The organism is Pseudomonas sp. JAI115, from assembly GCF_014200835.1.
Classification (GTDB): domain Bacteria; phylum Pseudomonadota; class Gammaproteobacteria; order Pseudomonadales; family Pseudomonadaceae; genus Aquipseudomonas; species Aquipseudomonas putida_A.
Genome location: NZ_JACHCY010000016.1, coordinates 59233 through 71710 on the forward strand (window position 1 = coordinate 59233; position 12478 = coordinate 71710).

12 protein-coding genes and 1 tRNA gene are annotated in these 12478 nt (G+C 60.0%); 1 reads left to right on the plus strand and 12 read right to left on the minus strand.

Going from position 1 to position 12478, the window contains the following annotated elements:
• The first annotated feature begins 100 nt into the window (after positions 1–100).
• Positions 101–259 carry a YqaE/Pmp3 family membrane protein gene (locus HDC30_RS24785; RefSeq protein ID WP_003228885.1) on the plus strand — a complete coding sequence of 53 codons (159 nt, stop codon included), beginning with the start codon at positions 101–103 and terminating at the stop codon, positions 257–259.
• A gap of 133 nt (positions 260–392) precedes the next feature.
• On the opposite strand, the gene HDC30_RS24790 is transcribed toward HDC30_RS24785, so the two are convergent.
• The 12 genes from HDC30_RS24790 to HDC30_RS24845 all read right to left on the minus strand — a co-directional run bounded on the left by HDC30_RS24790 (position 393) and on the right by HDC30_RS24845 (position 12472).
• Positions 393–2204, minus strand: coding sequence for a S9 family peptidase (locus HDC30_RS24790; protein ID WP_183785549.1), 1812 nt, complete (start codon positions 2202–2204; stop codon positions 393–395).
• Positions 2170–3342, minus strand: coding sequence for a pyrroloquinoline quinone biosynthesis protein PqqE (gene pqqE / locus HDC30_RS24795; RefSeq protein WP_045121967.1), 1173 nt, complete (start codon positions 3340–3342; stop codon positions 2170–2172). Before pqqE ends, HDC30_RS24790 begins: the two co-directional genes overlap by 35 nt.
• Complete coding sequence (pqqD, locus tag HDC30_RS24800; protein WP_003228880.1) at positions 3314–3589, minus strand: pyrroloquinoline quinone biosynthesis peptide chaperone PqqD; 276 nt, start codon at positions 3587–3589, stop codon at positions 3314–3316. Before pqqD ends, pqqE begins: the two co-directional genes overlap by 29 nt.
• On the minus strand, positions 3586–4338 hold the full coding sequence (gene pqqC / locus HDC30_RS24805; RefSeq protein ID WP_096796665.1) for a pyrroloquinoline-quinone synthase PqqC: 753 nt from the start codon (positions 4336–4338) through the stop codon (positions 3586–3588). The genes pqqD and pqqC overlap by 4 nt, the downstream gene beginning before the upstream one ends.
• A 142-nt stretch (positions 4339–4480) precedes the next feature.
• Complete coding sequence (gene pqqB / locus HDC30_RS24810; protein ID WP_183785551.1) at positions 4481–5392, minus strand: pyrroloquinoline quinone biosynthesis protein PqqB; 912 nt, start codon at positions 5390–5392, stop codon at positions 4481–4483.
• A gap of 81 nt (positions 5393–5473) precedes the next feature.
• A complete protein-coding gene (gene pqqA, locus HDC30_RS24815; protein ID WP_003422658.1) occupies positions 5474–5548 on the minus strand; it encodes a pyrroloquinoline quinone precursor peptide PqqA in 75 nt (24 codons plus the stop codon).
• Between the two features lie 158 nt (positions 5549–5706).
• Positions 5707–8124, minus strand: coding sequence for a pyrroloquinoline quinone biosynthesis protein PqqF (pqqF, locus tag HDC30_RS24820; RefSeq protein ID WP_183785553.1), 2418 nt, complete (start codon positions 8122–8124; stop codon positions 5707–5709).
• Between the two features lie 48 nt (positions 8125–8172).
• Positions 8173–8967, minus strand: coding sequence for a carbon-nitrogen hydrolase family protein (locus HDC30_RS24825; RefSeq protein WP_097089115.1), 795 nt, complete (start codon positions 8965–8967; stop codon positions 8173–8175).
• Between the two features lie 12 nt (positions 8968–8979).
• Positions 8980–10662 carry an NAD(P)/FAD-dependent oxidoreductase gene (locus tag HDC30_RS24830; RefSeq protein WP_097089118.1) on the minus strand — a complete coding sequence of 561 codons (1683 nt, stop codon included), beginning with the start codon at positions 10660–10662 and terminating at the stop codon, positions 8980–8982.
• 207 nt (positions 10663–10869) lie between these two features.
• Positions 10870–11331: an Lrp/AsnC family transcriptional regulator gene (locus HDC30_RS24835; RefSeq protein WP_115988767.1), complete on the minus strand. Its 462-nt coding sequence runs from the start codon at positions 11329–11331 to the stop codon at positions 10870–10872.
• A gap of 295 nt (positions 11332–11626) precedes the next feature.
• Complete coding sequence (locus tag HDC30_RS24840; RefSeq protein ID WP_027610707.1) at positions 11627–12193, minus strand: PBECR2 nuclease fold domain-containing protein; 567 nt, start codon at positions 12191–12193, stop codon at positions 11627–11629.
• Positions 12194–12395: 202 nt separating this feature from the next.
• Positions 12396–12472, minus strand: a tRNA-Ile gene (locus HDC30_RS24845).
• Between the last annotated feature and the right edge of the window lie 6 nt (positions 12473–12478).

The following is a 12478-nucleotide window of genomic DNA, read 5'->3' on the forward strand; positions in this document are numbered from 1 at the left end:
GGTGGCGATCAAATGGCGTTTACAGTGAACCCTGACGAACGGCGCAGGTCGATTAGCTTGTATGGCTCATGTGAGCCAACCCCCATTCAGGAGCTGACCCATGGACTTCATTCGTATCATCATCGCTATTCTGTTGCCGCCACTGGGTGTGTTTCTGCAGGTCGGGTTCGGCGGGGCGTTCTGGCTGAACATTCTGCTGACGCTGTGCGGTTACATTCCGGGGATCGTGCATGCGGTGTACATCATCGCCAAGCGCTGAGTTCAGCGGCACCTGATAGATAGCTTTCGCGAGCAGGCTCGCTCCCACAGGGGATTTTGTGCACAACACAGATCCAATGTGGGAGCGAGCCTGCTCGCGAATGGGACGACGCTATTTTGAATTGGGGCGGTGATCAGTCCGCCAACCCCATCACCCGCCGATAAAACTTCCACTCCTGCTCCAACGCATGCGCCTGATTCACCGCCCGGCGAAAGCCATGGCGTTCCTCGGCGTAGTAATGCGCCTCGACCGGGATGCCGTTTTGCTCCAGCGCCGCGACCATGTCGCGGGTCTGTTGCGGCACCACCACCGCATCCAGTTCACCCTGGAAGAAAATCACCGGCACACGGATGTTGCTCGCATGCAGTAGCGGCGTGCGGGCGGCGTAGCGCTCGGCATCCTGTTCGGGATCGCCGATCAGCCAGTCCAGATAATCACCTTCAAACTTGTGGGTCGCTTGGGCCAGTGCCACCGGGTCGCTGACGCCATAGAGGCTGGCGCCCGCGCGGAACACCTGCTGAAACGCCAACGCGCATAACGTGGTGTAACCCCCGGCACTGCCCCCGCGAATAAAGGCGCGCGCTCCGTCGATCAGACCTTGTTCGGCCAGATATTCCACCACCGCGCAAGCATCCTCGACATCCACCTCACCCCAACTCAGATGTAACGCCTGACGGTATTCGCGGCCATAACCGCTGCTGCCGCGATAGTTGAGATCGGCGACGGCGAAACCACGCTGCGTCCAGTACTGAATGCGCGGGTCGAGCATCGGGTAGCAGGCCGAGGTCGGGCCGCCGTGGATGAACACCACCAGTGGTGGCCGGGCTTCGTCGTTCATCGCCGGATAAAAGAAGCCGTGAGCCTCGCCGCTGCCGCTCGGGTAGCGCAAGGTCTGCGGACGGCTGATGCGCTCGGCCGGCAAAGGCGCCACACCGCCAGCCAGCACATTCACTTCGCGGGTAGCGCGATCAATGGCGATGACCGCCGAGGGGCTGATCGGCGAGGCGGCGATGCAGTAGATGAATTGCTGATCCAGCGCCAGATGCCGGAAGCGGCTGTAATTGCCGGTGAAGTCTTCACCGTTGAGCGCCAGGCGACCAAAACCACCTTCGCTCCAACTCGCCAGAAACGAATCGCCCACCGGCAACCAGGTGCTGCCACCCATTTGCCACGGGGCGGGCGCATGATCGGCCTCGGCGCAGGGCAGTCGCTGCAAACCGTCGGACGTTTCGCCCCACGGCTGCCAGAAACCGCCGCGATCAGTCAGGCACAACAAGCGTCCTTTTGCATCGAACCGGGGTTGCTGGATCGACTCTTCAAGGTCAGCCCCCGCCACGCAACGCGGTGCGCCAAAGCCACCCTCAGCCAGACGCTCGGCCACCATCAATCGCGTGGATGTCCAAGGCTGATGCGGCCGACTCCACTCGACCCAGGCCAATCGCGAACCGTCCGGGCTGATCACCGGTGCTGCATAAAAATCCGCACCTTCAGCCAGCAAATGCCGGGTGCCGTCGGCCAGACCAATCGCTACCAGCCGATGCTGGTCGCGCAGTTCCTCGACCGCCAGCACCTGGCCGAAAGCAAAATGCAGATCGCCATAACGACACTCGCCAGAAGTCAGCACCTCGGGCGCGCCATCCAGCGTCTGCCGATACAACTGCTGATCCGCCTCATTGACGAAAACCACTCCACTTGGCGTCAGACAAAACGCACCACCGCCGTATTCGTACACCCGGCTGCGCACACTGAAGCCATTCGGCGTCAGACATTTCGCCACACCGTCGCGCCAGTGCCAGATCCGGCACTCGGCCTCTTCCGGGCGATATTCATTCCAGAATAAACCGTTGGCACCGAGTTGCAGTTCGGCGAAGTCCATTCCGGCGGCGACGGCCTGGGCGGCGCTGAAAGGCTCAGCCCTTGGCGATGAGGCGTGAGTTTCGTTCATTACGGAAGGCCAGTTGTTCGATGGTCTGAGTGGCGGTCTCGGCTTCTTCGCGGGCCTTGAGAATCACGCCGTGATGTTCGGACTTGCTGCACACCGGGTCGGCATTGCTCGCGTCCCCCGTGAGCATGAACGCCTGACAGCGGCAGCCGCCGAAATCCTGTTCCTTCTCGTCGCAGGAGCGGCACGGCTCGGGCATCCAGTCGTAACCGCGAAAGCGGTTGAAGCCGAACGAGTCGTACCAGATGTGCTGCATGCTGTGGTCGCGCACATTGGGAAATTGTACCGGCAGCTGTCGGGCACCATGACAGGGCAGGGCAGTGCCGTCCGGGGTAACCGTCAGAAAGATGCTACCCCAGCCGTTCATGCAGGCTTTCGGGCGTTCTTCGTAGTAGTCCGGAGTGACGAAAATCAACTTGCACGGATGTCCTTCGGCTTCCAGTTTGGCGCGGTATTCGTTGGTGATGCGTTCGGCACGCACCAGTTGTTCCTTGGTCGGCAACAGGCCGACACGATTGAGCTGCGCCCAGCCGTAGAACTGGCAGGTGGCGAGCTCGACGAAGTCCGCTTCGAGCGCAATACACAGCTCGATGATGCGGTCGATCTTGTCGATGTTGTGCCGGTGGGTGACGAAGTTCAGCACCATCGGATAGCCGTGGGCCTTCACCGCGCGAGCCATTTCCAGTTTCTGCGCGAAGGCTTTTTTCGAGCCGGCGAGCAGGTTGTTCACTTGCTCGTCGCTGGCCTGGAAACTGATCTGGATGTGATCGAGACCAGCCTTTTTGAAGTCGCTGATTTTTTGCTCGGTCAGACCGATGCCGGAAGTGATCAGGTTGGTGTAGAAACCCAACTGTCGCGCTTCACGGATCAGTTCGGCGAGGTCCTGACGCACCAGCGGTTCACCACCGGAAAAGCCCAGTTGCGCCGCGCCCATCTCCCGCGCTTCGCGGAAGACCTTGATCCACTGCTCGGTGCTCAGCTCTTTGCCCTGCTCGGCGAAATCCAGCGGATTGGAGCAGTACGGGCATTGCAGCGGGCAACGGTAGGTCAGCTCGGCGAGCAACCACAGCGGCAGGCCGACTTCAGGTTTTGGCGGTACTTGCACCGATGCTTCAGGCAAGTTCGATCCAGTGCTGCGCACGGGCAACCTCCATGAATTGCTCGATGTCTTCACCGAGCTCGGGCACGCCGGGAAACTGCTCGTCGAGTTTGGCGATGATCGCCGCGACATCGCGTTCACCGTCGATCAAACCGCCGATCAGCGCGGCGCTGTCGTTGAGCTTGATCATGCCCTCGGGGTAGAGCAGCACGTGACCTTTTTGCGCCGGTTCGTACTGGAAACGGTAGCCGGGACGCCAGGTCGGGATCTTGCTGCGATCAAAACTCATAGGGTGATTCCTTTGTGCCAGACCCGCTGCTCGGTGACGCTGTGATACGGCGGGCGGTTCAGTTCGTAAGCCATGCTCATGGCATCGAGCATGCTCCAAAGAATGTCCAGTTTGAACTGGAGAATTTCCAGCATGCGCTCCTGACCCTCGCGGGTCTTGTAGTGCTCGAGCGTGATCGCCAGACCATGCTCGACATCGCGCCGCGCTTGACCCAGGCGAGTGCGGAAATATTCGTAACCGGCCGGGTCGATCCACGGGTAATGCTGCGGCCAGCTGTCGAGACGCGACTGGTGGATCTGCGGCGCGAACAGTTCGGTAAGCGAGCTGCTGGCGGCTTCCTGCCAACTGGCGCGGCGAGCGAAATTGACGTAGGCATCGACGGCGAAACGCACGCCGGGCAGCACCAGTTCCTGGGAGCGCAGTTGATCCGGGTCGAGGCCGACCGCCTGACCGAGACGCAGCCACGCTTCGATCCCGCCGTCTTCACCGGGGGCGCCATCGTGGTCGAGCAGGCGTTGAATCCACTCCCGGCGAATCTCGCGATCCGGGCAATTGGCGAGGATCGCCGCGTCTTTCAGGGGGATGTTCACCTGATAGTAGAAGCGGTTGGCGACCCAGCCCTGAATCTGCTCACGGGTGGCACGGCCTTCGTACATCGCCACGTGATACGGGTGGTAGATGTGGTAATAGGCGCCTTTGGCGCGCAGGGCGGCTTCGAATTCGCTGGGGGACAGCGGGGTGTCGGTCATTGCGGTTCTCCGGGGAACAACCCTAGAAATCTTTTCTGTTTGCACTGGCCTCTTCGCGAGCAGGCTCGCTCCCACAGGTTGATCGCATTCCAAATGTGGGAGCGAGCCTGCTCGCGAAGGGCCGCGCATCGGTATCTGCGGCTTACAGCACAATACTCATGCCATCAAACGCCACTTCAACATTACGCCGCGCCAGCTCCGCGCGCTCCGGCGAATCTTCATCGAGAATCGGGTTGGTATTGTTGATGTGGATAAGCACCTTGCGCTGCTCGGGCAACTGCTCCAGCACTTCGAGCATGCCGCCGGGGCCGTTCTGCGCCAGGTGGCCCATCTCGCGACCGGTGCGGGTGCCGACGCCACGGCGCTGCATTTCATCGTCCTCCCAAAGCGTGCCGTCCACCAGCAGGCAGTCGCTGTCAGCCATGATTTCCAGCAGCGGCGCGTCGACCTTGCCTAGACCCGGGGCGTAAAACAGTTTGCCGCCCGTGTTGAGGTCTTCGACGATCAGGCCGATGTTGTCGCCCGGGTGCGGGTCGAAACGGTGCGGCGAATACGGTGGCGCGGCGCTGCGCAATGGCAGCGGGGTGAAGCGCAGGTTCGGGCAGGCCGCAACGGTGAAGCTCTGGTCGAGCTCGATGCGATTCCAGCTCAAACCGCCGTTCCAGTGGGTGAGCATCTTGAACAGCGGGAAACCGGTGCTCAAATCTTCGTGAACCATGTCCGTGCACCAGACCTGATGCGGGCAGCCTTCGCGCAGGCTGAGCAGGCCGGTGGTGTGGTCGATCTGGCTGTCCATCAGGATGATCGCGCTGATGCCGGTGTCGCGCAGTGCACGGCCCGGTTGCATCGGGGCGAAGCTCTGCAGTTGCGCGCGGATGTCCGGCGAAGCGTTGCACAGCACCCAGTTCACGCCATCATCGGAAATTGCGATGGACGATTGGGTACGGGCCTTGGCATTCAGGCTGCCGTCGCGAAAGCCTGCGCAATTGACGCAGTTGCAGTTCCACTGCGGAAATCCGCCACCGGCGGCCGAACCCAGAATCTGGACGAACATGAACGCTCCCATCTTTCAACGCTGAAAATAAAACGCCCCGGCGAGCCGAGGCGTTGCACTGCAAGTCTGCGTAGGCAGAACTCAGCGGCTGGCGAAGTACATGGTGACTTCGAAGCCGATACGCAGGTCGGTGTAAGCCGGTTTTGTCCAGGACATAGGGTGACTCCTCATTGGGTGGGTGGGATAGCGCTGTCCATAGTTATAGTCCACGGCAGCGCAGGGATGTTCCAAATAGTTAGGCTGCTATGTTACTCAAAATTTCAACGGTATTGCCCGTGAATCTTTGAGAAAGCTCCTTGCAGCCTTGGTAATGATCATTTTGTCGCTTGCCACGGCGCACCGGGTGACGATTCGCTGGCCAGGCAGCGCCAGCCGCCCTTGGCGTTGAGCAAGCGCTGCGCTGCCTCCAGCAATGTTGAGCGTTTCAGTTGACTAATGGCTGTGTGCAGTTGCGCCAGATAATCCGACGAGTGGCCGGCGAGCTTGGCCTGCCACAGCAACTCGGCGGCGTCTTTGCCGGACAGATGACTCTCATCGAACTGATCCGCGAGTGACTGGCGTTGCTGGTTGAAGTCCTCTTCATCGAGGTTTTCGATCAGCGCAGGAATGCCCTCGAGGAACTGCTGGATATGCCCAAGCATTTCAACTGGCGCAGTATTTGGCGACTGCACACCAAACAGCAATCCACTCTGGCCATGCATCTGTCGCAAGGCGCTGAACACTGCGTAGCCCAATTGCAATTCGACCCGCAGGCGCTGATAGAAAGGTGTCTGGCACAGCTGCGCGAGCAGGCGCCAGGCGGCTTCGTCGGCGATCTCGCGGCTGGCGGTCGGGCAGAACAGCAGCAACGCATGCTCGCTGGACGCGGTGTCGATGTGGCTCCACAGATGTTGCGTATTGATCGTCGGTGCTGCCGGCAATTGATTGTCCGGTGTGCCGGGGATGCGGCTCAGGGCCAGGCCCATGGCCGATTGCGTCTGTGCGTTGAGACCAAGGGCCAGTCCGTCCCAGCGCGAAGTTGTCCACAGCTGTTTGACGTCGTTCGACTCGACGGCCGATGACAGACAATATTCAGGCAACGCCTTGAGCAACTGGCGGATCGGTATCAACGGTGTTTCTGGCTCTGCGCTCGCTGAATCGGCGTCAATTTGCGTCAGACATTTCAGCGCGTGTTCGAGGACACTGGGCATCGGCTCCTGCAGGCCCGTCAGTTTCAGCAGCCACTGCGTGCCGGTGGCACTGAACGCCAACTCGACGCCGGCCTGCCGCGCATCTTCCTGCGTTTCCCGCAGACTGCGTCGCAGCTTGCCTTGCAGATCTGTGCCGGCCGCCGCCTGCGTTTGCCAACGCAAGTAAATCGCGCCGTGGTCGCTATGATCCGGCAACGCCTGGCTGAATTGCATCGGCGAACGCTCACGCCGACCGCGCGAGCGATCCTGAGCGAAAGTACGCAAGCCACGATGGGCGCTGGTCTGGCCGCGAATCAGGCCGGCGTTGGCCAGCGGTTCGCTGGAGCGCAGGAAAGGGTTGGCGGCAGGCAGATGCCAATGGTCGCTGAAGTTATCCACAACGCCGATGTCGCGCAGGATCTGTTTGAGCGCAACAACGCCGTTTTCCGACAGACCGTGTTCGCGTTGTTCACTGTCGAGCCGCGCCAGTTGCAGGGCGCTGCTGATTTGCTGCTGACGCTCAAGCAGCCTGGTGTACTCCTCGCGCAGCGCTGCCCAGTCCTGTTGCGCGGCAAAGAAGCTCAACCAGTCCAGCAGTTGTTCACCAATGACGCTCAGGGATTCGGCGGGGGCGGTGAATTGCAGATGCAGCAGCGCTTGCCCGGCGAACTGATACAGCGGCACGGCTTTCAAACTATCCGCGAGGCGGTGTTGCTGCAAATGGGCGAGCAGCCCGCCGGGCTTGGCGCTGTTCAGCCAATGGCAGAGAAACGCCAGCGCTTCGGCGGACGAGTCGGGCAGCGCTTCGAAAGCGAACAACAGATTGCCGCTTCGCTCGCCGACCTGTTGATAACTTTTTACCGCCAATGGCAGCGGCGCTGCTTGCTCGACCTTATCCCCAACCGGCAGCACGGCGGCGAACTGCTGCGCCAGTACGCGCAATTCCTCGATGCTCTGCGGCCCGACCAGGCTCAGCGTCATTTGTCCGGTGCGATAAAACTGCCGGTGGAAATCTTTCAGCGCCTGTTGAAACGCTGGTAACTCAACTTTCAGGCTGTCGCGATTTCCCGCATGAAACCCGCGCAGCGGATGTGTAGCGGGCAACCCTTCGTACAACGCCAGTTCCTGCTGAGCCGTCGGATCTTGCGACCACGCGACGAATTCCGCGTCCAGCACTTCCCGTTCGCGCAACTGATCGTGCGAATTCATACGCGGCTGGGCGAGCATGTCTGACAGGCGCTCAAGCCCGGCGCTGTAGGCCGAGGTCGGCAGTTCGAAGAAGAAGTCGGTGGTGCGTTCACGGGTGCTTGCATTCACTTGGCCACCGTGACTTTGCACGTAGGCCATCAGCGCCTGACTCGCAGGAAAACGCTCAGTGCCGAGAAACAGCAGATGCTCAAGGAAATGCGCCAGCCCCGGCCACTCCAGTGGCACATCATGGCTACCGGCAGCCACCCGCAACGCAGCGGCACTGCGCTTCAAGCCGGGCACCTGACGCAGGGTCACGCGCAAGCCGTTTGGCAGGGTTTCAGTGTGGGGGCGGGGGTGAGTCGGCGCAGGCATGGGCACTTCCAGAACAGTGAAGTGCCAATGCTAGCGGATTGGGTGGGGTCAGCGCTTGTTCAACGCATGGTAAAGCTCGGGACGACGGTCGTTGAGGTAGCGATTGGCGGCGCGGGAATCGGCCATCAACTGTCGATCCAGCTCACCGACGATCAATGCTTCATCGAGTCCGGCCTGGGCGATACGGCTGCCGTCCGGCGCGGCGATGCTGCTTTGTCCGCAATAGTGGATCTCGCCTTCCTGCCCGCAATAATTGGCGTACGCCACGTAACACTGGTTTTCGAAGGCACGGGAACGCACGGTAACGTCAGCGACGAAATCGAACGGAATCATGTTTGCCGTCGGCACCAGAATCAGCTCGGCACCGGCCAGCGCCAGACGTCGCGCGTTCTCCGGAAACTCTAGGTCGTAGCAGATCAGAAAACCGAGCTTCCAGCCGTTGAGTTCAACCACCGGAAAATCATCTTCGCCGGGGCTGAACATCGATCGATCGAGATCGCCGAACAGATGGGTCTTGCGATAATTGCACAGGCGCTCGCCGTGCGCGTCGATCAACTGCACGGCGTTGTAGATCTGCCCGTCGGCGGTGCGCTCGGGGTAACCGTAAGCAATCGCCAGCCCGGCGGCTTTGGCGATTCGACCGATCTGTTGCGCCCATTCGCCGTTGTAGACCTCGGCCAAGGTGCTGACCGCTTCCTTGCCGATGTTGTAGCCGGTCAGAAACATTTCCGGCAGCACCAGCAGGTCGGCACCCTTGGCCTCCATCGCCAGTTGCTGCAGGCGATGCAGGTTGGCGGCGGGGTCCAGGGGCAGCGGTGGGCATTGGTAAAGGGCTACACGCATCGGGGAATCCTCTTACTCGGGCAGGGCGATAGGGCCGATGTCTTTGAACACATCACCCGGGCCCGGGTTCTCTTTATGTGTCGAACCGCCGAAATGCTTCATGATCCCCCACACCGCGTTGAGTGAAGTTTGCACCGCGCCTTCGACCCACGCCGGGGTCCACGATACGTCGTCACCGGCGATGAAAATCCCGCGCTGCTCGGCTGGCATCTCGTCCTGCATGAAGTGCGCGTACATGCGCTGGTTGTAGCGATAGTGGCCGGGCAGGGCGCCTTTGAATGCGCCGAGGAAGTACGGGTCGGCTTCCCACGACACGGTGATCGGATCGCCGATGATCCGCGCGGCGATATCGACTTTCGGGTAGATCTTCTTCAGCGCGTTCAACGCCAGCTCTACGCGTTTTTCCACCGGGTGCGGCAGCATCTTCAGCGCGTCGCTCATCCACGAGTAGGACAGGCAGATCACTCCCGGCTTGTCGTCACCGTTGTCGAACAGATAGGTGCCGCGGGTCAGGCGATCGGTGAGGGTCATGCTCATCAGGTCGCGACCGGTTTCCGGGTCCTTGTCCTTCCAGAATGGCCGGTCGACCATCACGAAGGTCTTCGACGACTGCATGTAGCGCGTGCGATCCAGCGCCATCCACATCTTCTGCGAGAACAGGGTTTCGTCGCATTCGATCTGGGTGGTCAGCAGCCAGCTCTGGCAGGTGGTCAGCACGGCGGCGTACTCGCGGGTGTCGCCGTTGTTGTCGGTGACGGCGAAACGGCCGTCCGGCGCGTGAGCGATTTTCTTCACGCCGGAACGTGGCGCGCCACGGTGCAGGGATTTCAGACTGGTGCCTTCAGGCCAGTGCACGCAGCGCTCCGGCACATGGCGCCAGATGCCTTGCGGCACTTGCTCCACACCGCCCACCACCAGGTGCTGGTGATCGTCGCAGTTGGTCATCACCACGCGGAAGATTTCCAGCATCGAATTGGGGAAGTCCGAGTCCCAGCCGCCGGTACCGAAACCGACCTGACCGAACACTTCGCGGTGATGGAACGAGAGTTTGGCGAAGGCTTTGGAAGTGGCAACGAAGTCGTAGAACGTGCGGTCGTCCCACAGCGGAACGAGTTTGTTCCAGAGTTCTTTGAGGCGTGGTACGTCGCGCTCACGGATCGCTTGCTGGATATCAGCGAACTGCGAGCCAGCCTCCAGCGCATCCGCCCAGGCGTCAGCCACTTCCTGGAACAGTGCAGGAAGATCCTTCAGGCTTTGTGCGTAATGGGTTTTGCCTTCCAGATCGATCACGGTGCTGCCGGAAGCCGGCGTCAGCGGGTTCGGGAAAGGTTTGGTCTCGAGACCGAGCTTATCGACGTAGTGGTAGAACGCAGTAGAGGACACCGGGAAACGCATGCCGCCCAGTTCCGCGACGATGCCGTCGGTGCCGTTGAACGCTTGCGAACGCAGGCGGCCACCCAGTTTCGAGGCCTCGTACACCACCGGCTTCAAGCCGAGCTTCATCAGTTCGTAGGCGGCCACCAGACCCGCGATACCCGCGCCGACAATCGCCACTTCAGCGCCGTGATGGTGTTCAGGAATGCTGCCGAGACCGGCCGGGTGTTCGATCCAGTCGTCGAAGGCGAACGGAAAGTCCGGGCCGAAAATGGTGACGGGTTTCTTACCGTCTGCAGGATGGCGATTGTTCTTGTTCATGGCTGACCTTGCTGGCGACCCGACGCAGGATGCGCGTCTGAGTATAGGAAAAGATGCCAGCCATTCTAGGGAGCGTAGGACACGTTAATAAGACGCAAAGTGTCGTCGTTTTGCCAGTTAATTTATCAATATGACGATTAATGACTACATTCCGACCAAATATAGGAGTGAGCCTGCTCGCGATGAGGCCATCAAGCTCACCAGCGCTCAAACCGGCTGCCCCCGATCAATCTTGCTGCTCAAAATGATCGAGGTCGTGGTCTTCTCCACCCCGTCCACACTGCCGATCTGATCCAGCAATTGATCCAGTTGCTCCGGCGAGTCGGTGCGCAACCACGCCACATAATCAAATTCGCCACTCACCGCACACAACTGCTGCACCTGCGCCATCGCGCTCAACCGGCGCAATACCTCTTTGCCGGAGCGCGGCTGCACCTTGATCCCGACATACGCCTGCAACCCGCCATCGACCACGCGCTGCCCCAAACGTACGCCATAACCGGTGATCACCTTGGCCCTCTCCAGCCGCGCCAACCGCGATGTGACGGTGGTCCGCGCAATGCCCAGCTGCCGGGCAAGCATGGCCACGCTTTCGCGGGCGTTGATTTGCAGGGCGGCGATCAGCCGGCGGTCGATTTCGTCGAGGGCGGGTGGGCGGGTGTCGGGCAAGGGTCGGCTCCGTGACTGTCGAGGGCGGATGAGTTTGCATGTTACAGGCACTATCAGCGACACGCTGCTGGCGATGACTGAACACGTCACTTATGCGTGGAGGCAATTGTTGCGCCAAAACAAACATCAAATATTTGGTTTGACTTGCCGGGCCTATTTATCAAGAATGCCAACAAGAGCGCGAAATCTGCTGCCTTGCAGGGCTTTAGCGGACGTAGGTACCTCAGCGATGCTGCAACATCGGTGTAAGGTGAGACCTCTTCATCCCATTTCCTGAGGATGCAAATATCAGGATTTAAATATCAAGGGCAGCCAAATGGCTGCCCTTTTCTTTGTCTTCAAGAATGTACCGCTTGTACAAAAGATCGCCATGGCGGTGCTTGTTCATTGCTCTTGACGGAGCGTGCATGAAATTCCAGAGGACGTGCCCGTTCCGCACATCGACCACGACGAGCATGTCGTTTTTTGCCTCATAGGCGTTGATGAATGCCAATCGGAAACCGCCATTATCGTAGAGGACTTTCCATACTTCGAATGGTCCCGCCAGCGTGTCGATGGCATGCCGAACATAGCGTTCTCGGGAGTCTGGACGTTTCTCGACTATATGGGCCAGTTTGTCTCGCATGACTGCAACGTTTCCAATAGGCGTGAGGATGGTAACCGCCAATACGGAGTCGTCGAAGAATCCGAAGTGATCCAAGAGGATTTTGAGGGCGCCTTCTGCGTCGTCAGCCCTCTTTATTTCTTCTATTGCAGCTGACCGAAGCTCTCGCGATAACGTTCTCAGATCGGGTAGAGCAAGGTCGATCCAGGTTTGTTGATCGGCTGCTTCCTTTATCAGTGGCGCAGCATTCACAAGCATAAAAACAATCCTGGACGGGCAGTGGCGTCCGGAGATTACTTGTCTGGGGAAACAGTCAACAAGGCGCGGGGAGGGGAGAAAACATAACTTTGGAACATTCCTACAGCCTTCGGGGAGGTCTTCCGAACATTGCGCTCGCAAAGATTGTCCCCTCAACTGATCGCCCAAGAAAAAGCCGCGCATGTAGCGCGGCTTTCAAATGTGGTGGGCCCACACGGACTTGAACCGTGGACCAAAGGATTATGAGTCCTCTGCTCTAACCAACTGAGCTATAGGCCCTCAGTA